Annotated in this window: 27 protein-coding genes and 1 riboswitch; of the genes, 14 read left to right on the top strand and 13 right to left on the bottom strand. The window is 73.0% G+C overall.

Features of this window, described 5'->3' with window-relative positions; genetic code table 11:
- Positions 1–5: 5 nt before the first annotated feature.
- From ACIQWR_RS29080 to ACIQWR_RS29060, 5 genes are all read left to right on the top strand, one after another.
- On the top strand, positions 6–470 hold the full coding sequence (locus ACIQWR_RS29080) for an SAV_6107 family HEPN domain-containing protein (RefSeq protein ID WP_404015434.1): 465 nt from the start codon (positions 6–8) through the stop codon (positions 468–470).
- 111 nt (positions 471–581) lie between these two features.
- Entirely contained in the window at positions 582–1340 is a 759-nt protein-coding gene (locus ACIQWR_RS29075) for a methyltransferase (RefSeq protein WP_399266908.1), read from the top strand.
- A gap of 262 nt (positions 1341–1602) precedes the next feature.
- Positions 1603–2013 (top strand): DUF3040 domain-containing protein, encoded by a 411-nt coding sequence (locus ACIQWR_RS29070; RefSeq protein ID WP_404015431.1) that lies wholly within the window; start codon positions 1603–1605, stop codon positions 2011–2013.
- 106 nt (positions 2014–2119) lie between these two features.
- Positions 2120–2734, top strand: coding sequence for a DUF4126 domain-containing protein (locus ACIQWR_RS29065; RefSeq protein WP_399266907.1), 615 nt, complete (start codon positions 2120–2122; stop codon positions 2732–2734).
- Between the two features lie 18 nt (positions 2735–2752).
- Positions 2753–4177 carry a phytoene desaturase family protein gene (locus ACIQWR_RS29060; protein WP_404015428.1) on the top strand — a complete coding sequence of 475 codons (1425 nt, stop codon included), beginning with the start codon at positions 2753–2755 and terminating at the stop codon, positions 4175–4177.
- Between the two features lie 34 nt (positions 4178–4211).
- On the opposite strand, the gene ACIQWR_RS29055 is transcribed toward ACIQWR_RS29060, so the two are convergent.
- From ACIQWR_RS29055 to ACIQWR_RS29035, 5 genes are all read right to left on the bottom strand, one after another.
- The gene (locus tag ACIQWR_RS29055; protein WP_404015425.1) at positions 4212–5135 is read right to left on the bottom strand and encodes a hypothetical protein; all 924 of its coding nucleotides are present in this window, start codon (positions 5133–5135) and stop codon (positions 4212–4214) included.
- A 41-nt stretch (positions 5136–5176) separates the two neighbouring features.
- Positions 5177–6091, bottom strand: coding sequence for a methylenetetrahydrofolate reductase [NAD(P)H] (gene metF, locus ACIQWR_RS29050; protein ID WP_404015422.1), 915 nt, complete (start codon positions 6089–6091; stop codon positions 5177–5179).
- 108 nt (positions 6092–6199) lie between these two features.
- The gene (gene thiE / locus ACIQWR_RS29045) at positions 6200–6838 is read right to left on the bottom strand and encodes a thiamine phosphate synthase (protein ID WP_404015419.1); all 639 of its coding nucleotides are present in this window, start codon (positions 6836–6838) and stop codon (positions 6200–6202) included.
- Between the two features lie 71 nt (positions 6839–6909).
- Positions 6910–7275: an Rv2175c family DNA-binding protein gene (locus tag ACIQWR_RS29040; RefSeq protein WP_385780984.1), complete on the bottom strand. Its 366-nt coding sequence runs from the start codon at positions 7273–7275 to the stop codon at positions 6910–6912.
- Positions 7276–7353: 78 nt separating this feature from the next.
- Complete coding sequence (locus ACIQWR_RS29035; protein WP_404015416.1) at positions 7354–8679, bottom strand: NAD(P)/FAD-dependent oxidoreductase; 1326 nt, start codon at positions 8677–8679, stop codon at positions 7354–7356.
- A 66-nt stretch (positions 8680–8745) separates the two neighbouring features.
- A riboswitch (TPP riboswitch) is annotated at positions 8746–8857 on the top strand.
- On the opposite strand from ACIQWR_RS29035, the gene thiO reads away from it, so the two are divergent.
- From thiO to ACIQWR_RS29010, 5 genes are all read left to right on the top strand, one after another.
- Positions 8855–10045: a glycine oxidase ThiO gene (thiO, locus tag ACIQWR_RS29030; RefSeq protein ID WP_404015414.1), complete on the top strand. Its 1191-nt coding sequence runs from the start codon at positions 8855–8857 to the stop codon at positions 10043–10045. Its footprint overlaps the riboswitch before it by 3 nt.
- Complete coding sequence (thiS, locus tag ACIQWR_RS29025; protein WP_404015410.1) at positions 10042–10287, top strand: sulfur carrier protein ThiS; 246 nt, start codon at positions 10042–10044, stop codon at positions 10285–10287. The genes thiO and thiS overlap by 4 nt, the downstream gene beginning before the upstream one ends.
- A 3-nt stretch (positions 10288–10290) precedes the next feature.
- Complete coding sequence (locus tag ACIQWR_RS29020; protein WP_404015407.1) at positions 10291–11109, top strand: thiazole synthase; 819 nt, start codon at positions 10291–10293, stop codon at positions 11107–11109.
- A 77-nt stretch (positions 11110–11186) separates the two neighbouring features.
- A complete protein-coding gene (pknB, locus tag ACIQWR_RS29015) occupies positions 11187–13100 on the top strand; it encodes a Stk1 family PASTA domain-containing Ser/Thr kinase (RefSeq protein WP_404015404.1) in 1914 nt (637 codons plus the stop codon).
- A gap of 2 nt (positions 13101–13102) precedes the next feature.
- The gene (locus tag ACIQWR_RS29010) at positions 13103–14002 is read left to right on the top strand and encodes a deoxyribonuclease IV (RefSeq protein WP_404015401.1); all 900 of its coding nucleotides are present in this window, start codon (positions 13103–13105) and stop codon (positions 14000–14002) included.
- A 30-nt stretch (positions 14003–14032) separates the two neighbouring features.
- Here ACIQWR_RS29010 and ACIQWR_RS29005 read toward each other — a convergent pair whose 3' ends face one another.
- Positions 14033–14665, bottom strand: a complete 633-nt coding sequence (locus tag ACIQWR_RS29005; RefSeq protein ID WP_404015399.1) for a sulfite oxidase-like oxidoreductase — start codon at positions 14663–14665, stop codon at positions 14033–14035.
- Between the two features lie 165 nt (positions 14666–14830).
- Between ACIQWR_RS29005 and bfr the strand changes: the two genes are divergently transcribed.
- Positions 14831–15310, top strand: coding sequence for a bacterioferritin (gene bfr, locus ACIQWR_RS29000; RefSeq protein WP_399266896.1), 480 nt, complete (start codon positions 14831–14833; stop codon positions 15308–15310).
- A gap of 57 nt (positions 15311–15367) precedes the next feature.
- On the opposite strand, the gene ACIQWR_RS28995 is transcribed toward bfr, so the two are convergent.
- Both ACIQWR_RS28995 and ACIQWR_RS28990 read right to left on the bottom strand, forming a co-directional pair.
- Positions 15368–15637 carry a (2Fe-2S)-binding protein gene (locus tag ACIQWR_RS28995; protein WP_385780962.1) on the bottom strand — a complete coding sequence of 90 codons (270 nt, stop codon included), beginning with the start codon at positions 15635–15637 and terminating at the stop codon, positions 15368–15370.
- A 153-nt stretch (positions 15638–15790) separates the two neighbouring features.
- The gene (locus ACIQWR_RS28990) at positions 15791–17146 is read right to left on the bottom strand and encodes a class II 3-deoxy-7-phosphoheptulonate synthase (protein WP_399266894.1); all 1356 of its coding nucleotides are present in this window, start codon (positions 17144–17146) and stop codon (positions 15791–15793) included.
- Positions 17147–17407: 261 nt separating this feature from the next.
- Here ACIQWR_RS28990 and ACIQWR_RS28985 point away from each other — a divergent pair, with 261 nt between their 5' ends.
- Positions 17408–19333 (top strand): anthranilate synthase family protein, encoded by a 1926-nt coding sequence (locus ACIQWR_RS28985; RefSeq protein ID WP_404015394.1) that lies wholly within the window; start codon positions 17408–17410, stop codon positions 19331–19333.
- 45 nt (positions 19334–19378) lie between these two features.
- On the opposite strand, the gene ACIQWR_RS28980 is transcribed toward ACIQWR_RS28985, so the two are convergent.
- The 5 genes from ACIQWR_RS28980 to ACIQWR_RS28960 all read right to left on the bottom strand — a co-directional run bounded on the left by ACIQWR_RS28980 (position 19379) and on the right by ACIQWR_RS28960 (position 24552).
- Positions 19379–20374: a 2-hydroxyacid dehydrogenase gene (locus ACIQWR_RS28980; protein WP_404015391.1), complete on the bottom strand. Its 996-nt coding sequence runs from the start codon at positions 20372–20374 to the stop codon at positions 19379–19381.
- A 162-nt stretch (positions 20375–20536) separates the two neighbouring features.
- The gene (locus tag ACIQWR_RS28975; RefSeq protein WP_404015389.1) at positions 20537–21565 is read right to left on the bottom strand and encodes a 6-phosphofructokinase; all 1029 of its coding nucleotides are present in this window, start codon (positions 21563–21565) and stop codon (positions 20537–20539) included.
- A gap of 207 nt (positions 21566–21772) precedes the next feature.
- A complete protein-coding gene (locus ACIQWR_RS28970; protein ID WP_404015386.1) occupies positions 21773–22468 on the bottom strand; it encodes a response regulator in 696 nt (231 codons plus the stop codon).
- A complete protein-coding gene (gene macS, locus ACIQWR_RS28965; protein ID WP_404015383.1) occupies positions 22468–23682 on the bottom strand; it encodes a MacS family sensor histidine kinase in 1215 nt (404 codons plus the stop codon). The genes ACIQWR_RS28970 and macS overlap by 1 nt, the downstream gene beginning before the upstream one ends.
- A gap of 87 nt (positions 23683–23769) precedes the next feature.
- Positions 23770–24552, bottom strand: a complete 783-nt coding sequence (locus tag ACIQWR_RS28960; protein WP_404015380.1) for a lysophospholipid acyltransferase family protein — start codon at positions 24550–24552, stop codon at positions 23770–23772.
- A 150-nt stretch (positions 24553–24702) separates the two neighbouring features.
- Here ACIQWR_RS28960 and ACIQWR_RS28955 point away from each other — a divergent pair, with 150 nt between their 5' ends.
- Positions 24703–25482, top strand: a complete 780-nt coding sequence (locus ACIQWR_RS28955; RefSeq protein WP_404015377.1) for an alpha/beta hydrolase — start codon at positions 24703–24705, stop codon at positions 25480–25482.
- Complete coding sequence (locus ACIQWR_RS28950; RefSeq protein ID WP_404015374.1) at positions 25475–26059, top strand: hypothetical protein; 585 nt, start codon at positions 25475–25477, stop codon at positions 26057–26059. The genes ACIQWR_RS28955 and ACIQWR_RS28950 overlap by 8 nt, the downstream gene beginning before the upstream one ends.
- The last annotated feature ends 186 nt before the right edge of the window (positions 26060–26245 follow it).

Raw genomic sequence — 26245 nt, 5'->3', positions numbered from 1 at the left:
TCGTCATGGCCACACCGTCCCCGTCCCCTGTCCACCCCGTCCTGCGCTCATCGACCGCCCCTCCAGCCGCCGCCGAGCTGCTCGACAAGGCCCGGCGCGGACTCGCGGAGGCGGCCCTGCTGCCCGCCCCCAACGAGCGGTACGCCACCGCCCACCTCGCCGCCCTGCGCGCCGCCGCGGCCGTGCTGGCCGCGCGCGGGCGGCCCGAGCCCGTGCACCCGCGCCGTCGACCCCGGATACGCAGCGCCTGGGAGGTGCTCCCCCAGGTCGCTCCGGAACTGACCGAGTGGAGCGCCCTCTTCGCCTCGGGCGCAGCCCGCCGGGCCCGGGCCGAGGCGGGCATAGCGGATGCCGCGAGCAACCGCGACGCGGACGACCTGGTGCGTGCCACCGCGATGTTCCTGCGCCTGGTGGACCGGATGCTGGGACTGCAACCGCTGCTCCCGACACCCCGGCCGGACCGCCCCTAGGACGCGCCCCAGCTGGGATGACCCGGCCGACCGGCGAGGGCAACGCGCGGCGAAGGCAATAGGGTGGGTCACTGACCGCTCATCCCTTTCCGCGCCGAGGAGCCATCAGCCGTGTCGGACACTTCCCGCCCCCGCGCCTCCCTTCGCACCGCCGTGGTGTGGGAGGTCCTCAAGGACGCCCTGGAGCGCCGGGTCAAGGCGACCGGGCGGGACGTGCTGGACGTACTGGACACCGGCGGCGGCACCGGCAAGTTCGCCGTCCCGGTGGCCCGGCTCGGCCACCGCGTCACCGTGGTCGACCCCAGCCCCAACGCCCTGTTCGGGCTGGAGCGCCGGGTCGGCGAGGCCGGGGTCGCCGACCTGGTGCGCGGGGTCCAGGGCGACGCCCAGGGCCTGCTCGACGTGGTCGACCGCGACGCCTACGACGTGGTGCTGTGCCACGGCGTGCTGGAGTACGTCGACGACCCGGCCGAGGGCGTGGCCAACGCGGTCGCCGCGCTGCGCCCCGGCGGCGTCCTCAGCCTGCTCGGCGCCGGCGTGGGCGGGGCCGTCCTGGCCCGCGCGCTGGCGGGCCACTTCACCGAGGCCCGCACGGCCCTGACCGACCCGGCGGGCCGCTGGGGCTCCGGGGACCCGGTGCCGCGCCGCTTCACCGCCGAACAGCTCAGCGAGCTGGTCGGTGGAGCCGGCCTCGAAGTCGGCTCCGTGCACGGGGTCCGGATCTTCGCCGACCTCGTCCCCGGAGTCCTGGTGGACACCGAGCCGGGAGCGGTCGAGGCACTGCTGCGCCTGGAGGAAGCCGCGGCCGAGCTGCCCGCCTTCCACGCGGTCGCCACGCAGCTGCACGTCCTGGGCGAGAAGCGGGCCTGATCTGGGCTGATCTGCGGCGCTGTCGGATACGGAGTAGCGCCCAGAACACCCCGTTCAGCCGGTCGGCCCCGTATGATCGGGGGACACCGGCGGGCATGGTGGACGGACCGTTGGGGAATAAGCGCCTCAACGACCGGCCTTACGACGGTACGGTTTGGCGAAATGGCGTAGAGGGGCGGGTTTCACGGGGGCGATTCCCTGCCTATCCTGGAGGGGACCCCCGGTCGCTACCCCGCGCGACCGACGGATGAGGAGGACTCCCGTGCCGCTCTCGGAGCACGAGCAGCGAATGCTCGAGCAGATGGAGCGAGCGCTGTACGCCGAAGATCCCAAGTTCGCGACAGCGCTTGAGGGAAGCGGGCTGCGTACGTACACCCGGCGACGGGTCTACCAGGCAGTCGCAGGCTTTCTGGTGGGTATCGCGCTCCTCATGACCGGAATGGTCGCTCAGAACCTGATCTGGGTCAGTGTGGTGGGATTCCTCGTCATGCTGGGCTGTGCGGTTCTCGCGGTCACCGGATGGCGCAAAGCACCCAAACCTGGCGAGCAGCCCGTGACCGGCAGTGCCGGTGAGCGTGGCCACGGCCAGAACCGGCAGCGCCGCACCATGATGAACCGGATCGAGCAGCGCTGGCAGCGCCGCCGCGACGAGCAGGGCCAGCAGGACCGGTAGGTCCCGCAAGACCTGGGGTGAGGGGACGTACGCCGGCCGGCGCACGTCCCCTCACTCGTCTGCGGGTTTCCCCGCCCGACCGGGCGGCGTGCTGCATGATGACCGGGTGAGTGTCCTCCCCCTGGTCTTCACCAGCGGCTGGGCCAGCGGGATCAACGCCTACGCCGTGGTCCTGCTGCTCGGCATCTTCGGCGCGACCGGGCTCACCGACGAGGTGCCCGCATCGCTCCAGCGCACCGACGTCCTCGTGATCGCGGGCATCCTGTTCCTCTGCGAGTCCGTCGCCGACAAGATCCCGTACGTGGACTCGCTCTGGGACACCGTGCACACCGTCATCCGACCCGTCTCCGGGGCGGTCGTCGGGGCGCTGCTCGCCGGGCAGAGCGGTTCGCTCTCCGACATCGCCGCCGGGGCCGTCGGCGGCTCCACGGCGCTGGCCAGCCACTTCGTCAAGGCCGGCACGCGCATGGCGATCAACACCTCGCCCGAGCCCTTCACCAACATCGCGATGAGCACGGCCGAGGACCTCGGGGTCGGCGGGATCGTCACCTTCGCCATGTTCAATCCGCAGGCCGCCGCCGTCATCGCGGGGGTGCTGCTGCTGATCGGCCTCGTGCTGCTGCTCTACCTGTGGTCCCGGATCCGCCGCTTCCTGCGCCGCCGGGCCCAGCGCCGCGAGGAGAAGCGGCTGGCACAGGCGCCGACGGGACCGCCGGGGTGACTCGGTAGGGTCGGACGCATGGCACGAATTGCGGTGATCGGCGCCGGGATGGGCGCGATGGCGACGGCCGCCCGGCTGGCCGTGGCAGGCCACCGGGTGACGGTGTACGAGCGCTCGGCGACCTACGGCGGGGCGCTGGGGCGCTTCGAGCGCGCCGGCTTCTCCTTCGACACCGGACCGGGGCTGCTGCACCTGCCGGCCGTCTACCGTGACCTCTTCGTCAAGACGGGCAAGCGCCCGCTGGAGGAGTGCGTCGAGCTGACCCAGGTGGATCCGGCCGCCCGCCACCTGCTGGCCGACGGGACCGCGCTCACCCTGCCGAACGCCTCGCGCGGCGGCGTCGCCGCCGTCCTCGACGCGACCTTCGGCGCGGGCTCGGGCGACCGCTGGAGCGGGGTCCTCGGCCGGGCCCGCGACGCCTGGGACGCCACCCGCCGGCCACTGCTGGAAGAGCCCCTGTGGCCCGACTGGCAGGTGCTGGGCCGCGACCCCTACCCGGCGCTGCGCGGCAGCGGGCTGCTGCGCCGCCGCCCGCCGACCCTGGCCGAGATGGCCGGGCGGGAGCTGGGCGGGCCGCTGGCGGCCCTGCTGGAGGCCATGGTCCTCGGGCACGGGATCGACCCGCGCACCGCCCCCGCCGCCGCCGTGGCGCTCCCGTACATGGAGCAGACCTTCGGCAGCTGGTACGTCCGCGGCGGCCTGCGCGAGCTGGCCACCGCCGTGTACGAGCGCTGCCGCGAGCGGAAGGTCGACTTCTGCTTCGACACCCCGGTCCAGGAGGTGCTGGAGCGGGACGGCCGGGCGGCCGGGGTGCTGCTGGCCGACGGGACCCGGGCCGAGGCCGACACGGTGGTCTGCGCGGTCGATCCCCGCCGGCTCCTCGCCCCGCTGCTGCCGGGCGCCCTGCCCTGGCCCGCGGACGCCGTGCCCCCGCGCACCGACGCCCTCAGCCGGAGCACCCTCTTCCTCGCGCTGCGCGGCCCCCGGCCCGCCGACGCCGTCCACCGCACCGTGGTGCACTCCCCGGACGCCCGGCCCGTCACGGTGCTGCGCCCCGACGACCCGGCCACCCGACCCGACGCGGACCACGAGGCGGTCACCGTGAGCGTCGCCTGTTCCGCCGCAGGGATCCCGGCGGCGGAACTGCTGGCGGCGGCCGCGCGGGCGGTACCGGGGCTGCGGGAACGGCTGCTGTGGCAGGAGGGCCGCACCCCGGCGGACGTCGCCCGGGACACGGGCGCGGTGGACGGCGCGGTGCCGCCGCCCGCCCTCGCGGGCGCGGCCGGCCGGATGCTCTACCCCGCGAACGGCACCGCCCTGCCGGGCCTGTACCTGGCGGGCGGCTGGGCCCACCCCGGCGGCGGACTGGCGCACGCCGGGATGACGGGGGCCCTGGTGGCGGGCCTGATCGTGGAGGGCGCCGACTTCCGCGGCTCCCGCTAGTACCGCCGGTAGCGCTGGTTCCGCTGGTTCCGCGTCAGTAGCGGTACGGCTCGTAGCCGCCCGCGCCCTGCTGCGGGTACGGGTACGGGTAGGGCTGCTGCGGGTCCGCCGGGTCGCCCTGCTGCGGCTGCTGTTGTTGCTGCTGCTGGGCGTCCTGCTCCGTGTAGCGCTGCTGCGGCACCCACACGCCGCCGGGCGGGGTGTCCATGGAGTACTGCTGCTGCGCCGCCTGGTTCTGGGCCGCGTACGGGTCGACGTACGGCGCGTAGTCCCCGTACCCCGCGGGCTGGGCGCTCCCGCCCGTGCCGATGTACGGGTCGGAGTAGGCGGCGTACACCTGCTGCTCCCCCGCCACCGGATAGCCGCTGTTGTAGTCGTACCCGTCGCCCTGGGACTGCGGCTGGGGCTGCGGCTGTGCCTGCGGGAACTGGGGGTCGTAGTAGGCCGCGTACTGGTGCGCGTCCTGCTCCGCCGCCGCGAAGGGGGAGGCGAAGGCCTGGGTCGGCTGGGCCTCGCCGGCGCCGTACGTCCCCACCTCGTCCGTGAGCGGGCCCGCGGGAGCCGGGTCCGCGGAGCCGTCCGCGCCCTGCCCGGCGGCCGCGCCCTGCGCCCCGTACTCCAGGGAGCTCACCCGCAGCGCCGGCTCGCCGTCCGCGCCGTTCGCCCCGCGCCGCCGCTTGCTGGCGGCCTTGACGGGCGCGCCGCCCCGGCGCAGTGCCCAACCGGCCACGAAGCCCTTGCGGAAGGAGAGCGTCACCAGGGTCTGTCCGGCCGCGAAGGCGGTCGCGCCGGCCGCGATGACCAGCACCGACGGCAGCACGACGCCGACGACCACGCCCACGAAGCCGGTGAAGGCGAGCAGCCTCCAGCGCAGCCTGGCCTTGTACTGGAGCAGTACCTCAGCAAGCAGCCACAGCGCGACGAAGCCGAACGCGATGTAGAGGACCGTCATTCCCATGCAAGGCCCCTCTCGGGTAGGCCGCCCACGGGTACGGCCGTTCAGGCCCGCTGATGCAGGCCCAGGTTCTCGTAGATCTCCAGCGTCGCCGTGGAGTTGTGCGTGATGAAGTGCAGTCCCGGGACACCCTCGGACAGCAGCCGCGCGCAGAACTCCGTGGCGAACTCGATGCCCATGGAGCGTACAGCGGCGCGATCGTCCTTGACGGCGAGCATGCGCTCTTTCAACTCCGCGGGGAAGACTGCGTTGCTCAGTTCCGGCAGCCGGTCCAAGGTCTTCACGTTCACAACAGGCATGACTTCAGGGATGATCGGGGTCTCGCAACCCGCCTTCTCGACCCGGTCGCGCAGCCGCAGGTAGTTCTCCGGATCGAAGAACATCTGTGTGATCGCATAGTCGGCGCCCGCACGGCACTTGTCCACGAAGTGCCGGATGTCCGTGTCCCAGTCCGGGGAACGCGGGTGCATCTCGGGGAAGGCCGCGACGCCGACGCAGAAGTCGCCGGACTCCTTGATCAGCCGGACCAGGTCCGCGGCGTAGAGCACGCCCTCGGGGTGCTCGATCCACTCGCCCAGCGGGTCGCCGGGCGGGTCGCCGCGCAGCGCGAGCATGTTGCGGATCCCGGCGTCGGCGTACTGCCCCAGGACGTTGCGCAGCTCGGCGATCGAGTGGTCGACGGCCGTGAGGTGCGCGACCGGGGTGAGGGTGGTGTCGGCGGCGATCCGTTCGGTCGCCTTGACCGTGCCGCCGCGGGTGGACCCGCCGGCCCCGTAGGTCACGGAGACGAAACTCGGCGCGACGGCCTCGATCCGGCGCAGGGCGTTCCAGAGGCTGTGCTCACCCCGCTCGGTCCTGGGCGCGTAGAACTCGAAGGAGTACGACGGGCCCCCGGACGCGAGGATGTCGCGGACGGTGCGAGCGCGGTCCGGGCGGGTGGAAGCGGTACCTAGGGCCATACGCGCAGGTTAGACGCGGTCCCGCGGCGACCGAAGCGGTGTCCACCGATTGGACACGTTTTTGGACAGATGTCGGGGCGAAATGGCGGGGCGGCGGCGGGCAGTACGTCAGCTCAGGCGTGCGCGGACCCGCTGGGCGAGGGCCGCGGCGGCCGCGCCCGGGTCGTCGGCCCCGGTGATCGCGCGGACCACCACTACGCGGTCGGCGCCCGCGTCCAGCACCTCGTCGAGGTTGGTGGCGTCGATCCCGCCGATGGCGAACCAGGGGCGGTCCTGGCCGAGGGAGGCGGTGTAGCGGACCAGGTCGAGCCCCGGCGCGTGGCGGCCGGGCTTGGTCGGGGTGGGCCAGCAGGGACCGGTGCAGAAGTAGTCGACCCCGGGCTCGGCGACGGCCGCGTCCACCTCGGACTCGGCGTGGCAGGAGCGGCCGATCAGCACGCCGGCGCCGAGGATCGCGCGGGCGGCGGGGACGGGGATGTCGCCCTGCCCCAGGTGCAGGACGTCGGAGCCGATGGCGTGGGCCACGTCGGCGCGGTCGTTGACGGCGAGGAGCTTGCCGTGCCGCCGGGCGGCCTCGGCGAAGACCTGGAGGTGCTCCAGCTCCTCGCCCGCTTCCATGCCCTTGTCGCGCAGCTGGACGATGTCGACCCCGCCCGCGAGGACGGCGTCGAGGAACTCGGGGAGGTCACCCTGCCGCTTGCGGGCGTCCGTGCACAGGTAGAGCCGGGCATCGGACAGCTGCTGCATGGGAAAACCCCCGTGATGGTCGTGGCGTACGGGCCGTGGGCGGGCCCGCACGCCACGTGGAGCGGATCAGGTCAGAGGGCGAGCGCCTGAGCGCGGCGCTTCACCTCCGTGCCCCGATTCTCACTCAGGGCCTGCACGGGGGTGCCGGGCAGGGTGGGGTCGGCGGTGAACAGCCACTCCAGGATCTCGTCCTCGGAGAAGCGGTCGTCGCGCAGCACGGTCAGCAGGCCGACGAGGCCCTTGACGACCTTGTCGCCGTCGATGAAGGCGGCCGGCACCTGGAGGGAACGGTTCTCGCCGCGGCGCACCGCGATGAGCTGGCCTTCCTTCACCATCTGTCGGACTTTGGTCACCTCGACGCCCAGCATCTCCGCGATGTCGGGGAGGTAGAGCCAGGCGGGGACGAGGGTTTCGATCTTTGCGTCAATCTCGGTCACGAGGACAAGCCTGCCATCCGGGGCTGACAGTCGGTAGTCGGGCGGGCCGGGTGGGGGCCCGCCCGGCCCTCCGGCGCGCTACAGGACCGTGGATTTGAGCGGAACGGTCGGGTCCGCCACCTTGTCCGGATCCACCCGCGCCCCGGACTCGATCAGCTTGCGGCCCTGCGCCAGGTCGCGCGGGCGGCCCACGGCGAGCACCGCCACCAGCGCCCCGGCCCGCAGCCAGCACACCGACCAGGTGGCGTCGGCCGGGTCCCCGCGCCACAGCGGGGCGTCGGCCCCGGCGTGGTGCCCGGCGTACTGGACGAAGCGGCCGAACTGCTCGGACCAGAAGTACGGGACGGGGTCGTAGACGGCGGCGGGCTCCCCGGCGAGCTCCGCCAGGATGTGGGCGGCGACCGTGCGCGGGCCCTGCAGGGCGTTGTCCCAGTGGTGGACGAGGAGCCGGGCGCCGTAGCGCGCGGACGGGAAGGAGGCGCAGTCCCCGACGGCGTACACGTCGGGGAGGGAGGTGCGCAGGTGGGCGTCGGCGGTGATCGAGCCGTCGCTCCCGCGCTCCACCGCGGTGCCCGCCAGCCAGCCGGTGGCGGGGCGGGCGCCGATGCCGACGACCACGGCGGCGGCGGGCAGCTCGCGGCCGTCGGCGAGCAGCACCCGGCCCGGGGCGCCGGCCGCGCCCGCTTCGATGCCGGCGACCTTGGCCCCGGTGATCAGGCGGGCCCCGGCCTGGGCGTACCAGTCGGCCATGGGGGCGGCGACCTCGGCGGGCAGGGCCCCGGCGAGGACCCGGTCGGCGGCCTCGACCACGGTGACGGAGCAGCCCGCCCCGCGGGCGGCGGTCGCGAACTCGGCGCCGATCCAGCCGGCGCCGACCACCACGACCTCGGGCCCGGTGGCCAGCACCGGCCGCAGCCGTTCGGCGTCGTCGAGGGTGCGCAGCAGGTGGACGCCGGGGACCCCCTCGGTGCCGGGCAGGGTGAGCGGCTCGGCGCCGGTGGCCAGGACCAGGACGCCGTAGGGGACGGGGCCCGCGGTGGTGTCGAGCGCGTGGTCGGCGGCGCGCAGGGCGGTGACCTCGACGCCGAGCCGCAGGTCGATGTCGAGGCCCTCGAAGTCCACGTCGAAGGCGGCGCCCTCGGCCTTGCCGAGGAGGACGGCCTTGGAGAGCGGGGGCCGGTCGTAGGGCTGGTGGGGTTCGGCGCCCAGCAGGGTCACCGGGCCGGTGAAGCCCTGTTCCCGCAGGGCCACCGCGGTCTGCACCCCGGCCATGCCGGCGCCGACGATCACCACGGCGGGTGGGGCCGCGGCCGCCCGGGCCGGGTCCGTCCGCTCCCGCGTCCGCTCGGTCTGCTCGTGCGCCTGCTCGTACGTCTGCTCGTTCACGGCGCCCAGCCTAATCATCTGACGGTCCGTCAGGAATAGGGAGGCAGCCTTACCGGGCCCCGGCAGCGGGGTTAGTCTGGCCACCGTACCTATCGCGGGAGTCCGGCGGACCGGGCTGAGAGGGAGGCTGGACGGCCTCCGACCGTACGAACCTGATCCGGGTCATGCCGGCGAAGGGAGGGGCTGGACGCCCATGCATTCTTACGGAAATTCCGGCGGAGATTCCGGCCGGGGACGTGATGTCCTCGTCATCGGAGGCGGCATCATCGGCCTGGTCACCGCCTGGCGGGCGGCCCGGCGCGGGCTGCGCACCGCCCTGGCCGATCCGGCGCCCGGCGGCGGCGCCGCCCAGGTCGCGGCCGGCATGCTCGCCGCCGTCACCGAGCTGCACTACGGCGAGGAGACCCTGCTCGGCCTGAACCTCGCCTCCGCCGAGCGCTACCCGGCCTTCGCCGCGGAGCTCGCCGACGCGAGCGGCGGCCTGGACATCGGCTACCGCGCCTGCGGCACCCTCGCCGTCGCCCTCGACGCCGACGACCGGGTCCACCTGCGCGAGCTGCACGCCCTCCAACGCCGCTGCGGCCTGGACGCGCAGTGGCTGACCGGCCGCGAGTGCCGCCGCCTGGAGCCGATGCTGGCGCCGGGCGTGCGCGGCGGGCTGCGCGTGGACGGCGACCACCAGGTCGACCCCCGGCGGCTCGCGGCCGCCCTGCTGGCCGCCTGCGAACGGGCCGGCGTGGACATCCACCGGGCGGCCGCCACCCGGCTCACCGTCACCGCCGACCGGGCCGCCGGGGCGCTGCTCGACGACGGCACCGCGCTGGCCGCCGACCAGGTGGTGCTGGCCGCGGGCAGCCTCAGCGGCAGGCTGGCCGGCGTACCGCCGCGGGCGCTGCCCCCCGTACGCCCGGTCAAGGGGCAGGTGCTGCGGCTCTCCGTGCCGCCCGCCTACGCGCCCTTCCTGTCCCGGACCGTGCGGGCCGTGGTCCGCGGCAGCCACGTCTACCTGGTCCCGCGCGAGAACGGCGAGCTCGTCGTCGGCGCCACCAGCGAGGAGCTGGGCTGGGACACCACCGTCACCGCGGGCGGGGTGTACGAGCTGCTGCGCGACGCGCACGAGCTGGTGCCCGGGATCACCGAGCTGCCGCTCACCGAGACCCGCGCGGGCCTGCGCCCCTGCTCCCCCGACAACGCCCCGCTGCTCGGCCCGACCGAGCTGCCGGGGCTGCACCTGGCCACCGGGCACTACCGCAACGGCGTGCTGCTCACCCCGATCACCGGCGACGTGCTGGCCGACGTACTGACCACCGGGGAACTGCCCGAGGTGGCCCGCCCCTTCAGCCCGCGCCGTTTCTACGCCGTACGCGAGGAGTCCCCCGCATGACCGTCTCCGGCACCTCAGACACCCCCGGCACCCCCGGCGCCCCGGTCGTCTCCGTCAACGGCGAGCCCCGCGCGTTCCCCGCGGGCACCACCCTCGACGCGGTCGTCGCCACCCTGACCGCCGCGCCCAAGGGGGTCGCCGCCGCGCTCAACGAGACCGTGGTCCCGCGCGGCCAGTGGCCCGCCACCCCGGTGGGCCACGGCGACCGCGTCGAGGTCCTCACCGCGGTCCAGGGAGGCTGAACCATGACCCCCGACACGACGGCCACCACGACCGACGACCCCTTCGTCCTCGGCGGCCGGACCTTCTCGTCCCGCCTGATCATGGGTACGGGCGGCGCTCCCAGCCTCGACGTCCTGGAACGGTCCCTGATCGCCTCCGGCACCGAACTCACGACCGTCGCGATGCGGCGCCTGGACCCCACCGTCCAGGGATCCGTGCTGTCCGTGCTGAACCGGCTCGGCATCGCCGTCCTGCCCAACACCGCGGGCTGCTTCACCGCGGGCGAGGCCGTGCTGACCGCGCGCCTCGCGCGCGAGGCGCTCGGCACCGACTGGATCAAGCTGGAGGTCGTCGCCGACGAGCGGACCCTGCTGCCCGACGGCGTCGAACTGCTCGACGCCGCCGAGACCCTGGTCGACGAGGGCTTCACGGTCCTGCCGTACACCAACGACGACCCGGTGCTCGCCCGCAAGCTGGAGGACGTGGGCTGCGCGGCGATCATGCCGCTCGGCTCGCCGATCGGGTCCGGGCTGGGCATCCGCAACCCGCACAACTTCGAGCTGATCGTGGAGCGGGCCGGGGTGCCGGTGGTCCTGGACGCCGGGGCCGGGACCGCGTCCGACGCGGCCCTGGCGATGGAGCTGGGCTGCGCCGCGGTGATGCTGGCCTCGGCGGTGACCCGGGCGCAGGTGCCGGTGCTGATGGCGGCGGCCATGCGGGACGCCGTGACGGCGGGTCGCCTGGCCCACCGCGCCGGCCGGATCCCGCGCCGCCACTTCGCCGAAGCCTCCTCCCCCGCCGAGGGCCGCGCGACCCTGGACCCGGAGCGCCCGGCGTTCTGAGGGGGCCGCACCGTCACAGGTGCGCAAGAGGAAGGGACCGGCGATCGGGGCCGGCGGGGCCCTCGTAGAATCGCCGGGTGGATACGACCCTGGACGACCCCCTCGTCGGGCGCGTGCTCGACGGCCGCTACCGCATCGACGCCCGCATCGCGGTCGGCGGGATGGCCACGGTCTACCGGGCCGTGGACACCCGCCTCGACCGCGTGCTCGCGCTCAAGGTGATGCACCCGGCCCTCGCCGCCGACGGCGCCTTCGTCGAGCGGTTCATCCGCGAGGCCAAGTCCGTGGCCCGGCTCGCGCACCCCAACGTGGTCGGCGTCTTCGACCAGGGCACGGACGGCCCGTTCGTCTTCCTCGCCATGGAGTACGTCTCCGGCTGCACCCTGCGCGACGTGCTCCGCGAGCGCGGCGCGCTGCGGCCGCGGGCCGCGCTGGACATCCTGGAGCCGATGCTGGCCGCACTCGGCGCGGCCCACCGCGCCGCGCTGGTGCACCGGGACGTGAAGCCCGAGAACGTCCTGATCGGCGACGACGGCCGGGTGAAGGTCGCCGACTTCGGCCTGGTCCGCAGCGTCGACTCCGTCACCGACACCACCGGCTCGGTCCTCGGCACGGTCTCCTACCTCGCCCCCGAGCAGATCGAGAACGGGCTCACCAACGCCCGCGTCGACGTCTACGCCTGCGGCGTCGTCCTGTACGAGATGCTCACGGGCACCAAGCCGCACACCGGCGGCACCCCGGCCGAGGTCATCTTCCGCCATCTGGGCGAGGACGTGCCGCCCCCGTCGGCCGCCGTCCCCGGGCTTCCGGTGGCGCTGGACGAGCTGGTCGCCACCGCCTGCGCCCGCAACGCCGAGCTGCGCCCCTACGACGCGGTGGCGCTGCTCGCCCTGGTCCGCGAGGCCCGGTCCGCGCTGACCGACGGCGAGCTGGACACCGTACCGCCGCAGGCGCGCGCCGAGGAGCGGACCGCGGCCGAGGACCGGACCGGTGTGATCCCGCGCACCGCCCCGACGGCCGCGCCGGCGGAGCACACCTCCCGGCTGGAGCACCCCGGCCCGCCGCCCGGGACCGGGCGCCCGCGCGCGGTGCGCCGATCCCGCCCCCGGCGCGGCACGTACCTGGTCATCGCCGGGATCCTGCTGGCCCTGGGCCTGGGCACCGGGGTCTGGTACATAAGCGCGGGTCAGTTCACCCAGGTCCCGCGGCTGCTCGGCAAGACCGAGGAGCAGGCCCGCGCCCAGCTGTCGGCGGCGGGCCTCGGGGTGAAGGGGGTCGACCGCAAGTTCAGCGACACCGTCGAGCGCGGCACCGTGATGAACAGCGACCCGGAGAGCGGCGCGCGGATCCGCGGCAACGGCGCGGTGACGCTGGTCATTTCCCGCGGCCCGCAGGTCGTCCTCGTGCCCAACGTCAAGGGCAAGCCGCTCGACGCCGCGAAGGCGGAGCTGACCAAGGCGGGCCTCGCGCCCGGCATCGTCAGCCAGGCCTTCAGCCAGGACCTCCCGCAGGGCGCGGTGATCAGCAGCGACCCCGAGGGCGGCAAGCCGCTGGCCCCGGACGCGGCGGTGGCGCTGGTGGTCAGCAAGGGCCGCCCGGTCCAGGTGCCCAGCGTGGTCGGCGCGGGCGTCGAACAGGCCCGCGCCGGGCTGGAAGGGCTCGGCCTCAAGGTCGAGGTCGCGCCGGAGCAGGTCAACTCGGCCAGCCCGGCGGGCTCGGTCGCCAACCAGTCGCTGAGCGCGGGCGCCCAGGCGGCCGCGGGCGACACGGTGACGCTGACGGTCTCCAAGGGGCCGCGTCAGGTCCCGGTGCCGAACGTCGTCGGCCAGGACGCGGACGCCGCGAAGCGGGCGCTGGAGGGCGCGGGCTTCAAGGTGAAGGTGGAACGGCCGTTCCTCTCCTTCAGCAACACCGTCGACACCCAGTCGGTGCCGGCCGGCCAGAGCGCCCCCGAGGGCAGCACGATCACCGTCAAGACCAAGGGGCTGTAGGGATGAGCGGGACCGGGACGCAGCGGACGCACGCGCCGGGCGCGGTGCGCAATCCGGTGGGCGGGCACGTGCCCGTCGCGGGCGGGCTCGCCTCGGTCGGGCTGACGTACGCCCGGGAGATGGACGCCGAGGCCGTCCAGGTCTTCGTCGCCAACCCGCGGGGCTGGGCGACCCCGGTCGGCAACCCGGCGCAGGACGAGCTGTTCCGCGAGGGGTGCGCGCAGGACGCGATCCCGGTCTACGTGCACGCCCCGTACCTGATCAACTTCGGCTCGCACACCGAGGCGACGGTGGAGAAGTCGGTGGAGTCGCTGCGCCACTCGCTGCGCCGGGGGCGCGAGATCGGCGCCCGCGGCGTGGTCGTCCACACCGGTTCGGCGACCGGCGGCCGCCCGCGCGAGCTGGCGTACGCGCAGGTCAGGGAGCACATGCTGCCGCTGCTGGACGAGCTGACGCACGACGACGACCCCTTCCTGCTGCTGGAGTCGACGGCCGGGCAGGGCTTCTCGCTGTGCTCACGGACCTGGGACTTCGGCCCGTACTTCGAGGCGCTCGACGCCCACCCCAAGCTCGGGATCTGCCTGGACACCTGCCACATCTTCGCGGCCGGACACGACCTGGCGGAACCGGGCGGGACGAAGCAGACGTTGGACCTGCTGGTGGACACGGTGGGCGAGGGCCGCCTGAAGCTGATCCACGCGAACGACTCCAAGGAGGGCGTGGGGGCCCACAAGGACCGGCACGCCAACATCGGCCAGGGGCACATCGGGCGCGAGGCCTTCGCCGAGCTGTTCTCGCACCCGGCGATGGACGGCGTACCGCTGGTCATCGAGACGCCGGGCGGCAAGGAGGGGCACGCGGCGGACGTCGCGCTGCTCAAGGAGCTGCGCGAGCTGCACTGACGCGCGGGGGTCGAGGGACCCGCTCTTCGGTCAGAGCTCCGGGCCGTCGCCCGGCTCCTCCTGGTAGGAGTAGCGCTGCTCGCGCCAGGGGTCGCCGATGTTGTGGTAGCCGCGCTCTTCCCAGAAACCGCGCCGGTCGGCGGTCATGTACTCGATGCCGCGGACCCACTTGGGGCCCTTCCAGGCGTACAGGTGCGGGACGACCAGCCGCAGCGGGAAGCCGTGTTCGGCGGTCAGGAGTTCGCCGCCCTGGTGGGTGGCGAAGAGGGCCCGCTCGGAGGCGAAATCGGCGAGCCGCAGGTTCGAGCTGAAGCCGTACTCGGCCCACACCATCACGTGGGTGGCCGTCGGCGCGGGCGGCGCCAGCTCCAGCAGCGCACGGGTGAGCACACCACCCCATTCGGCTCCGGCCATGCTGAATTTCGTCACGCAGTGCAGGTCGGCCGTCACGGAGGAGAACGGCAGGGCCGAGAACTCCTCGTGGTTCCAGCAGTGCTTGTCACCGTCGGCGGTGGCGCCGAAGACCCTGAACTCCCAGCGGTCCGGCTTGAACTTGGGCACGGGACCGTAGTGGGTGACCGGCCAGCCCCGCTGCAATCGCTGTCCCGGAGGAAGCTCAAGCTGCGCTGCTTCCGCAGTTTCGCGGCTTTCCGGCTGACCCATGACTCCATGGTGACAGACTGGCCGGGGTGGTCATGACCAGGTCTGGACCGATTCGGGCAAGTCCGAGTAACTCCCACTAAGGAGGCACTTACTGGACGCCCCCGGACGGCGGTGCGAGGATGCGCGCACCTGCCCCGTCACACCACTTGGAAGGAGCCCGCTGCCATGCAGGGCGACCCCGAGGTTCTCGAATTCCTGAACGAGCAGTTGACCGGCGAGCTGACCGCGATCAACCAGTACTGGTTGCACTACCGCATCCAGGACAACAAGGGTTGGACCAAGCTCGCCAAGTACACCCGTGCCGAGTCCATCGACGAGATGAAGCACGCGGACAAGATCACCGAGCGCATCCTGATGCTCGACGGCCTGCCGAACTACCAGCGGCTCTTCCACGTCCGGGTCGGCCAGACCCTGACGGAGATGTTCCAGGCGGACCGCCAGGTCGAGGTCGAGGCGATCGACCGCCTCAAGCGCGGCGCCGAGGTCATGCGCGGCAAGGGCGACATCACCTCGGCGCGCCTGTTCGAGGAGATCCTGGAGGACGAGGAGCACCACATCGACTACCTCGACACCCAGCTGGAGATCATCGAGCAGATCGGCGAGCCGCTCTACATCGCGCAGCTGCTGGAGCAGCCGGAGAGCTAGCCCGAACGGGTGGCGCGGACCGAACGGGCACCGCGGAGGGGAAAAACGCCGCGGGCGTCACGCAGCCGGGGCGAGGACCTCGTCGGCGACGGTGAGGATCGGGTCGGCGGCCAGCACGGCGGCGGCGTCGCCCTTCTCCAGCAGCTCGCGGCGGGGGCACGCGCCCCGGCCGAGGATGCCCTGGATGGTCCGTACGCACGAGCCGCAGTCGGTTCCGGCCTTGGTGGCCGAGGCGATCTGGCGGGGCGTGCACGCGCCCGCGTCCGCGTGGGCCTTGACCTGCTTGTCCGTGATGCCGAAGCAAGAGCAGACGTACACGCGGTTCACCTCCCGGACCTGGGGCAACCCCCCGATTCGGTGAGGCTTACCTAACCCTACCCAAACTTAGGGTTCCCTAAAAGGCCTGGATACGACGGTGGGGCGCGGATCACATCGATCCGCGCCCCACCCTCATGGGAAGCCACCTACTGATCGCGACCCCTACTGGTCGCGGTACATCTCGGCCACCAGGAACGCCAGGTCCAGCGACTGGCTGCGGTTGAGCCGCGGGTCGCAGGCCGTCTCGTAGCGCTGGTGCAGGTCGTCGACGAAGATCTCGTCGCCGCCGCCGACGCACTCGGTGACGTCGTCACCGGTCAGCTCGACGTGGATGCCGCCCGGGTGCGTGCCGAGCTCCTTGTGCACCTCGAAGAAGCCCTTGACCTCGTCGAGCACGTCGTCGAAACGGCGCGTCTTGTGGCCGGAAGCCGCCTCGTAGGTGTTGCCGTGCATCGGGTCGGTGATCCACGCGACGGTCGTGCCCGAAGCGGTGACCTTCTCGACCAGCTCGGGGAGCTTGTCGCGGACCTTGTCGGCGCCCATGCGGACGACGAAGGTCAGCCGGCCCGGAATGCGCTCCGGGTCGAGGCGGTCGATGTAGGTCAGCGCCTCGTCCACGGTGGTCGTGGGGCCGAGCTTGATGCCGATCGGGTTGGCGATCTGCGCGCAGAACTCGATGTGGGCGTGGTCCAGCTGGCGGGTGCGCTCGCCGATCCAGACCATGTGGCCCGAGGTGTCGTAGAGCTTGCCGGTGCGCGAGTCGGTGCGGGTCAGCGCACCTTCGTAGTCGAGGAGCAGCGCCTCGTGGGAGGCGTAGAACTCCACGGCCTTGAACTCGGCCGGGTCGGTGCCACAGGCCTTCATGAAGTTCAGCGCGTTGTCGATCTCCCGCGCGAGCTGCTCGTAGCGCTGCCCGGACGGGGAGGCCTTCACGAAGTCCTGGTTCCAGGCGTGCACCTGGCGCAGGTCCGCGTAACCACCGGTGGTGAAGGCGCGCACGAGGTTCAGGGTCGAGGCGGAGGCGTGGTACATCCGCTTCAGCCGCTCGGGGTCCGGGATCCGGGCCTCTTCGGTGAAGGCGAAGCCGTTGACCGAGTCGCCGCGGTAGGTCGGCAGCGTGACGCCGTCGCGGGTCTCGGTGTCCTTGGAGCGCGGCTTGGAGTACTGGCCCGCGATGCGGCCGATCTTGACCACGGGCACCGAGGCCGCGTAGGTCAGGACGGCGCTCATCTGGAGCAGCGTCTTCAGCTTGGCGCGGATGTGGTCGGCGGAGACCCCGTCGAATGCCTCGGCGCAGTCGCCGCCCTGGAGCAGGAACGCCTCGCCCTTGGCGACGGCTCCCAGTCGGGCGCGCAGCTGGTCGCACTCGCCCGCGAAGACGAGCGGAGGATACGACTCGAGGTCCGCGACGACAGCGCGCAGAGCCTCGGCATCGGGGTACGAAGGCTGCTGCGCCGCGGGAAGGTCTCGCCAGGTCGCCTTGGCGGCGGGGGCTTGGTTTTCAGCGTTCACGGTCACCTCGTACACATTACGTCGTCACACGCACCGTCCAGCCCGGCGATCAGATCGTGAGACGGAGATCTGCCGCGCGCCGCGGGGCATGGGCTAGGGTGCCGGACATGTACGCGCACTCGAACCAGAACTGGTGGTGGACCGCTCCGTTGGCGGCCCACTGACTCGCGTACCCACCGAACAGACGCGAAGGCCGCCCCCGGGGGCGGCCTTCGGTGTTTTCCGGGCCGCTCCCTCCACGTACCCCACCGGAAGGAAGCCCGACCCATGAACCACCACCCCTTCAGCCAGCTGCTCGACCGGCTGCTCGACGACGACGCCCCGCCCTTCGCCCTGCTGCGCCGGCGCACCCCCGGCCTGGACCACGACACCGTCGAGGTGCTGACCGGCCCGGTCCACGAGGTGGAGCGGCTCGCCGACCTCCCGCTCGGGGACCTGCCCACGCTCGCCCTGGTGCCGTTCCGGCAGATCCGCGAGCGCGGTTTCGACGTGCGCGACGACGGCACCCCGCTGAGCGTGCTGGTCGCCGAGCAGCTGCACGCGGTCCCGCTCGCCGAGGCCCTGGCGGCCCTGCCCGACCACGAGGTGCGGGTCGAGGGCGGCGGCTTCGACGTATCGGACGAGGACTACGCCGCCACCGTGCGGCGGGTCATCGAGGACGAGATCGGCCGCGGCGAGGGCGCCAACTTCGTCATCCGGCGCACCTACGGCGGCAGCATCCCGGACTTCGGCCGGGCCGACGCGCTCGCGCTGTTCCGGCGGCTGCTGGTGGCCGAGCGGGGCGCGTACTGGACGTACGTCGTGCACACGGGCACCAGGACCCTGGTCGGGGCCAGCCCCGAGGTCCACGTGCGGATGACCGGCGGCACGGTGGTGATGAATCCGATCAGCGGGACCTACCGCTATCCCGCCGGCGGACCCACGGCCGAGTCCCTGCTCGCCTTCCTCGGCGACCGCAAGGAGACCGAGGAGCTGTCGATGGTCGTCGACGAGGAGCTCAAGATGATGTGCACGGTCGCCGACCGGGGCGGGGTCGTCGTCGGACCGCGGCTGAAGGAGATGTCCCACCTCGCGCACACCGAGTACGAGCTGCGCGGACGCTCGACCCTGGACGCGCGGGAGGTGCTGCGCGAGACGATGTTCGCGGCGACCGTCACCGGCTCACCGGTGCAGAACGCCTGCCGCGTCATCGAGCGCTACGAGTCCGGCGGCCGCGGCTACTACGCGGGCGCGCTCGCCCTGCTGGGCCGCGACGCCGACGGGACGCAGAGCCTGGACTCCCCCATCCTGATCCGCACCGCCGACATCGACGCCGACGGCGCCCTGCGCGTCCCGGTCGGCGCGACGCTGGTGCGGCACTCCGACCCGGCGGGCGAAGTGGCCGAGACGCACGCCAAGGCCGCCGGGGTACTGGCCGCCCTCGGGGTGCGACCGGCGGCGCCCCGGCCCGTCGCCGGCCCGGTCCGGCTCGGCGAGGACCCCCGGGTGCAGGCGGCGCTGGCGGCTCGACGCCGGGACCTGGCGCCGTTCTGGCTCCGGATGCAGGACCGGCCCGCGGTGGCCGCGGGGCACGCGCTGGTCATCGACGCGGAGGACACCTTCACCGCGATGCTGGCGCACGTGCTGCGGGTCTGCGGGCTGGACGTGACCGTACGCCGCTACGACGATCCGGGGCTGCGCGCCGCCGCCCTCGCGTGGACGGGCCCGGTCGTGCTGGGCCCCGGCCCGGGCGACCCGGCGGACGCCGCCGACCCCCGGATGCGGCTCCTGCGGGGTCTGGCCCGGGAGCTGCTGGCCACGCACCGGGGCGGGATCCTGGGCGTCTGCCTGGGCCACGAGCTGCTGGCCGCCGAGCTGGGACTGCCGCTGGTGCGCAAGGCCGAGCCGGCGCAGGGGGCGCAGACCACCGTCGACCTGTTCGGCAGCCCGGAGGTGGTGGGCTTCTACAACACCTACACCGCCCGCTGCGACGACGCGGCGGCGGCCCGGCTGGCCGCGGCGGGCGTGGAGGTCTCCCGCGACCCGGCGACGTACGAGGTGCACGCCCTGCGCAGCGCGGCGGGCGGCTTCGCCGGGGTCCAGTTCCACCCGGAGTCGGTGCTGAGCCTGCGGGGCGCGGACGTGGTCCGCGACCTGTTGGCGGCCATGCGCCCGGTGGCCGCCGGGGGCGCAGGGGCACCCGGGGGCGCCTGAACGGCCCCCGGGTCGGGCCGCCCCGGGGCCCGGCCCCGGGGCCGCTCAGGCCCGGGGGACCAGGGTGTTCTCCGAGCGGCGGCCCGCCAGGTAGTCGCGCACGTTGGCGACGGTCGTGGTGATGATCTGCTCCACCGCGTCCCGCGTGTAGTACGCCTGGTGCGAGGTGACCACCACGTGCGGGAAGGTCACCAGCCGCGCCAGCGTGTCGTCCTCCACCGCGTCCAGGGACTTGTCCAGGAAGAACACCCCGGCCTCCGCCTCGTACACGTCGAGCCCCACCCCCGAGAACCGCCCGGCCCGCAGCTCGCTGACGAGCGCGTCGGTGTCCACCAGCCCGCCCCGGCTGGTGTTCACGAGGATCGCGTCGTCCTTCATCGTCCGCAGCGCCGCCGAGTCGATGATGTGGTGCGTCGAGTCCAGCAGCGGCACGTGCAGGCTGATCAGGTCCGCCGCCGCGAACAGCTCGTCCTTCTCGACGTACTTCATCCCCAGCTCCACGCACGCCGGGTTCTGCGCGACGTCCCAGCCCAGCAGGTTCATCCCGAACCCGTGGGCGATCCGGGTGAACGCCTCGCCGATCTTCCCGGTGCCCAGCACGCCCGCCGTACGGCCCCGCAGGTCCCGGCCCATCAGACCGTTCAGCCGGAAGTCGAAGTCGCGGGTGCGGTTGGAGGCGCGCACGATCCGCCGATTGACCGCCATCGCCAGGGCCCAGGCGAATTCGGCGACCGAATAGGGCGAGTAGTAGGAGACGCGGCCGACGGTCAGGCCCAGCTGGCCCGCGACCTCCAGGTCGATGTTGTTGAAGCCGGTGGAGCGCTGGGCGATCATCCGCGTGCCGCCCGCGGCGAGGGTGCGCAGCACCCGCCCGTTCAGGTCGGCGTTCACGCTGGTGGAGACCACCTCGTAGCCCGCCGCGATCGGCGCGGTGTCCTCGCTCAGGAAGACGTCCAGACAGCGGACCTCGTGGTCCCCCGCGAAGGCACGCTCCATCAGCGGCTTCTCGTCGGCCGTCACACCGAATGCCAGGATCTCCACGCTCGCTCCGTCCGCCGGACCATGGGTCGCACCCGTGCCGTGTACCGGGCGCCGGGTGCCCCGCACACCTTTCGTCACGATACGACCCATGCTCCGGGCCCGCCCGCCCGCCGTCCGCCGACCGGTGGCCGCCGGGCGCGAGCGGTGGCCGGCGGTGGCCGGTCAGCCGAAGAAGACCCCGGCCTCGGCGTACAGCGCCGGATCCACGGTCTTCAGCTTCGCCGTGGCCTCGGCGATCGGCACCCGGACGATGTCCGTCCCCTGGAGCGCGACCATCTTGCCGAAGTCCCGCTCCCGCACCGCGTCGATCGCGTGCAGGCCGAAGCGGGTGGCGAGCCAGCGGTCGAAGGCGCTCGGGGTGCCGCCGCGCTGGACGTGGCCGAGCACCGTCGTACGGGCCTCCTTGCCGGTCCGCTTCTCGATCTCCAGGGCCAGCCACTCGCCGACGCCGGACAGCCGGACGTGCCCGAAGGAGTCCTTCGTGGCGTCCTTGAGCACCATCTCGCCGTCCTTGGGCATGGCGCCCTCGGCGATGACCACGATCGGCGCGTAGCTCGCCTTGAACCGGGAGGTCACCCACGCGCACACCTGGTCCACGTCGAAGCGCTGCTCCGGGATGAGGATGACGTTGGCGCCGCCGGCCAGTCCCGAGTGCAGGGCGATCCAGCCCGCGTGCCGGCCCATGACCTCGACGACCAGGACCCGCATGTGCGATTCGGCGGTGGTGTGCAGCCGGTCGATGGCCTCGGTGGCGATCCCGACGGCGGTGTCGAAGCCGAAGGTGTAGTCCGTCGCCGACAGGTCGTTGTCGATGGTCTTCGGCACGCCGACGCAGGGGATGCCGTACTCGTCGAACAGTCGGGCCGCGACCCCGAGTGTGTCCTCGCCACCGATCGCGATCAGGGCGTCGACCTCGTACTTGGTGAGGTTCTCCTTGATCCGGCGGACCCCCTGCTCCACCTTGAAGGGGTTGGTGCGCGAGGAGCCGAGGACCGTTCCGCCGCGGGGCAGGATGCCGCGGACCTCGGGGATGCCGAGCGGGACGGTGTCGCCCTCGACCGCCCCGCGCCAGCCGTCCTTGAAGCCGATGAAGTCGTACGCGTACTCCTGGACGCCCTTGCGCACCGCCGCGCGGATGACCGCGTTGAGTCCGGGGCAGTCGCCGCCGCCGGTCAGCACTCCGACCTTCATGGAATCTTCCCTTCGCCAAGGGGCCCGCTGAGCCCGCACGGCGGCCACGCTAGTGGTGACGCAGGTCACCCGACCCACGTCGAAAGAGTCAATTCCGGTGAATTGAAGGGTGGTTGCGCGCTCTCGTTCACTCGTACGGGAATTCGTACGATCTACGCGCGACCCACCCGCGGCCCGTCCACGCCCCGCCCGCGCCCCACCCGCGCCCTACGCGTCGTCGAGGCCGCGCTCGATGGCGTAGCGGACGAGCTCCACCCGGTTGTGCAACTGGAGCTTGCCCAGGGTGTTCTGGACGTGGTTCTGCACCGTGCGGTGCGAGATGACGAGCCGCTCCGCGATCTGCTTGTACGACAGACCCTTGGCCACCAGGCGCAGCACCTCGGTCTCCCGGTCGGTCAGCTGCGGGGCCTTCGGCAGATCGGCGGCGGCCGGGGCCGGGTCCGTGGCCAGCCGGCGGTACTCGCCGAGGACCAGCCCGGCGAGGCCCGGGGTGAAGACCGGGTCGCCGACCGCGGTGCGGTGCACGGCGTCGATGAGTTCACCGGCGCCCGCGGACTTCAGCAGGTAGCCGGTGGCACCGGACTTGACCGCCTCCAGCACGTCGGCGTGCTCGCCGCTGGCGGACAGCACCAGCACGCGCAGGGCGGGATCGGCGCCGACCAGTTCCTTGCAGACCTGCACCCCGGGCATGCCCGGCAGGTTGAGGTCGAGGACCAGGACCTGCGGCGCGGCGGCGCGGGCCCGGCGGACCGCCTCGGGTCCGTCGCCCGCCGTGGCGACCACGTCGAAGCCCGCGGCGGCGAGGTCGCGGGCGACCGCGTCCCGCCACATGGGGTGGTCGTCGACGACCATCACCTTGATGTCGGCCGCCGACCGGTCCCCCGCGCTGTGTTCGGTGTTCATCACGAACCCGTCCTCCCCCTCGGTACTTTCAGTTCCACTTCGGTGCCCTGGCCCGGTACGGACACCAGCTCGGCCGTGCCGCCGAGGTCCCGCAACCGTCCCCGGATCGACTGGGCCACTCCGAGGCGGCCCTCGCCCGCGGCCTGGTCGAGCCGGCCCGCCGCGATGCCCGGACCGTCGTCCCGGACGGTGACGATCACCTCGTCGCCCCAGTCCTCGACCAGGATCCAGGCCCGGGCCCCGGCTCCCGCGTGCTTGCGGACGTTGTCGAGGGCGGCGGCCGTGGCGGCGGCCAGTTCCCGGGCCGCCGGCGCCGGGAGCGGGACCGGGGCGCCCGGTTCCGCGAAGCTCACGAGCGACCCGGCGTGCGGGGCGAGTAGGGAACGCAGGTCCAGCTCCCCCTCGTCCGCGCCGGGTTCCGCCACGTCCACGCTGTCGACGAACGCGCCCCGCGACTCGTCGCGGGAGATCCGGGAGGGCGGCACCAGGCCGCTGGAGACCAGGGTGCGCAGCGCCACCTCCTGCTCCCCGGCCATCCGGCCCAGTTCGGCGGCCTCGCCGCCGACCTCCGCGCCGCGCCGCTGGACCATGGCGAGGACCTGGAGGACCCCGTCGTGGATGTCCCGGGCCAGGCGCTCGCGTTCGCGGGTGGCGGCCTCGATCTCCAGGGCGCGCGCGAGGGTCGCCTCACTGGCCCGGGCGACCTCGACGACGTACCCGATGGCGATCGAGGCGACCCACACCAGCAGCACGTTGTGGAAGGTGTCCCGGGTCGGTTCGCCGCCGTGGATCACGATGTTGGCGACGGCGACGAAGGAGGAGGCGAATCCCGCCCAGCGCCAACCGCCCTTGATGGCGAAGGCGAGGACCGCGCCCGCGCTCCAGATCGACGGGAGGGTCGGGCCGCCGTCGGCGATCCGCGCCTGGGCGTCGGCGAGCGGGGTCAGCAGGATCCCGACGACCGCGACCGTGAGGTCCGCGGCCAGGAAGGGCTTCGTACAGCTCGCCGCGCTGGAGACCCTGGAGAAGGTGACCAGGGTCCACAGCACGAGGAAGCCGAGATAGCAGGCCGCGACCCAGGGGTGTTCGAACTCCCGGTGGGCGAAGCCGAAGAGCAGCACCGCGTAGACCGCGGTGAGCAGCCGGTAGGCGGTCAGCGCCCGCCACAGCGGCAGCTCGACCGACATGCGTACGACGCGTTCGCGCTTCGCCATCTCCCCCACCCCTCACGGGCGGCGGGCACCGCCCGCTCCGCCCCGCACCCCTCGCCCCGGCCCCCGGCCCCTCGCCCGGGCCGCGCGCTAGCTCTGCTCGGCGCCCGTTTCCTTGGCGTCCTGAGCGTCCTTGGCTTCCTTGGCGTCCTTGGCAAGGGCCGCGTGGTCGGCCTTGGCGGCCTTCTCCGCGTCGGCGATCTGCCGCTTGGCGGCGGTCGCGTAGATGTCGACGTACTCCTGGCCGGAGAGCTTCATGATCTCGTACATGACCTCGTCGGTCACCGAACGCAGGATGAAGCGGTCGCCGTCCATGCCGTGGTAGCGGCTGAAGTCGAGCGGCTTGCCGATCCGGATGCCCGGGCGCATCAGCTTCGGGACGACCTTGCCGGGCGGCTGGATCTTCTCGGTGTCGATCATCGCCACGGGGATCACGGGGGCGCCGGTGGCCAGCGCCACCCGGGCCAGCCCACCGGGCTTGCCCCGGTACAGGCGCCCGTCGGGTGAACGGGTCCCCTCGGGGTAGATACCGAACAGCTCCCCGCGTTCGATGACCTCGATGCCGCTCTTGATGGCGGCCTCGCCCGCACCGCGCGCGCCGGAGCGGTCCACCGGGAGCTGGCCGACGCCCTTGAAGAAGGCGGCCGTGAGCTTGCCCTTGACGCCGGGCGAAGTGAAGTACTCCGCCTTGGCGATGAAGGTGACCTTCCGGTCCAGCACCGCAGGCAGGAAGAAGGAGTCGGAGAAGGACAGATGGTTGCTCGCGAGGATCGCCGGCCCCTCGGCGGGAATGTTCTCGAGGCCCTCCACCCACGGCCTGAAGGCGAGCTTCAGGGAACCGCCGATGGAGAACTTCATTGCGCCGTAGATCAACTCGAAAGCCTTCCTTTGTCCGTCGAACAGACCTTAACCCGTGACCGCCCCTGTGGCGGCCCGACGACCCTGGTCGGTGTCAGCGCGGTCGCGTACGGTGAAGTAGCACACCGCACCCACCCCCAGAACGTGATGATCAAGGAGATTCAGGTGCCCGTCCTCCCTGGAGCCGAGCCGTTCCGCCACGAGGGCGGAGAGGTCGGCGTCCTGCTCTGCCACGGCTTCACCGGTTCCCCGCAGTCCCTGCGCCCCTGGGCCGAGTATCTGGCCGAGCGCGGGCTGACGGTGTCGCTTCCGTTGCTCCCCGGGCACGGAACGCGGTGGCAGGACATGCAGCTCACCGGCTGGCAGGACTGGTACGCGGAGGTCGACCGCGCGCTGCGGGAGCTGCTGGAGCGGTGCGAGCAGGTCTTCGTCTTCGGCCTGTCGATGGGTGGGGCGCTCACGCTGCGGCTGGCCGCCAAGCACGGGGACGCGATCAGCGGTGTCGTCCTCGTCAACCCGGCCAACAAGGTGCACGACCCGTTGGCCTTCGCGCTCCCCGTCGCGCAGCACTTCCTGCGCTCCACGCCGGGCATCGCCAGCGACATCGCCAAGGGCGGCTCGGAGGAGGTCGGGTACGACCGGGTGCCGACCCGCGCCGCGCACTCGCTGCGCCAGTTCCTGCGGATCGTGGACACCGAGCTGCCGCAGGTGACCCAGCCGGTGCTGCTCCTGCACAGCCCCCAGGACCACGTCGTCCCGCCGGTCGACTCGGCCCGGATCCTCGCCCGGGTGTCGTCCACCGACGTCACCGAAACCCTGCTGGAACAGAGCTACCACGTCGCGACGTTGGACCATGACGCGGAGCAGATCTTCGCGGACAGCTATGCGTTCATCGGGCGGCTCGCGGAGAGCATCGGCAGGGAGGGGGCGGCCAGCGGTGGCTGAGCACGAGGAGTCGTCAGGAGGCGTACCGCCGCTGGACGAAGAGGCGGCGTGGGCGGCCATCGTCGCCGGGTACGGGCAGGAGCCGCCGGACCCGCCGGGGGCGCGGCCCTTCAGACCCATCGAGAACCTGATGCTGCCGGAGGAGGACGTCCAGCCGGAACCGGCCGTGGCGCCGAAGCCGCCGGAGAAGGACGCGGGGCCGGCCGGGCCGCCGGTCCTGGGCAGTTCGGTGGTCTTCGCCCCGGGCGTGGGGGTCGGCCCGCGCGACCACTCGCTGGCGGAGCCGGAGCCGACGGCGGCGGACGGGACCGGGGACGCGGCGGACGAGGGGCACTTCGTGCCGCCGGAGCCGCCGCCGCTCCCGTCGGGCGACGTCACGTCCCGCTTCGCGTGGCTGGCGGTGGTGGGCGGGCCGCTGCTGCTGTTGGTGGCGGTGCTGCTGCAGTGGGAGATGACGTGGTGGCTGACGGCCCTGGGCATCGGCGGCTTCCTGGGCGGGTTCGCGACGCTGGTGGCGCGGATGACTCGCGGTGACGACGACGAGGACGACCACCCGGGTCGCGGCGCGGTCGTCTGACCCCACCCGGTCGCCCTCAACCGCCGGGCGGGCTCACCCCTGGCCCGGCACCCCTTGCCCGACCGCCCTCAATCGCCGGGCGGGCTGAATTCGCTCCGGCTGCCCCGAAGCCCGCGGCCCGGTGGCGCCCTCAAACGCCGGGCAGGCTGAATCAGCCCGGAGCGCCGCGCGGGCAACGACAAACCC

It is taken from the genome of Streptomyces sp. NPDC098789, from assembly GCF_044759975.1.
Taxonomy (GTDB): domain Bacteria; phylum Actinomycetota; class Actinomycetes; order Streptomycetales; family Streptomycetaceae; genus Streptomyces.
Note: the sequence above shows the minus strand (reverse complement) of the source record. Positions and strands in the feature narration are given on the sequence as shown.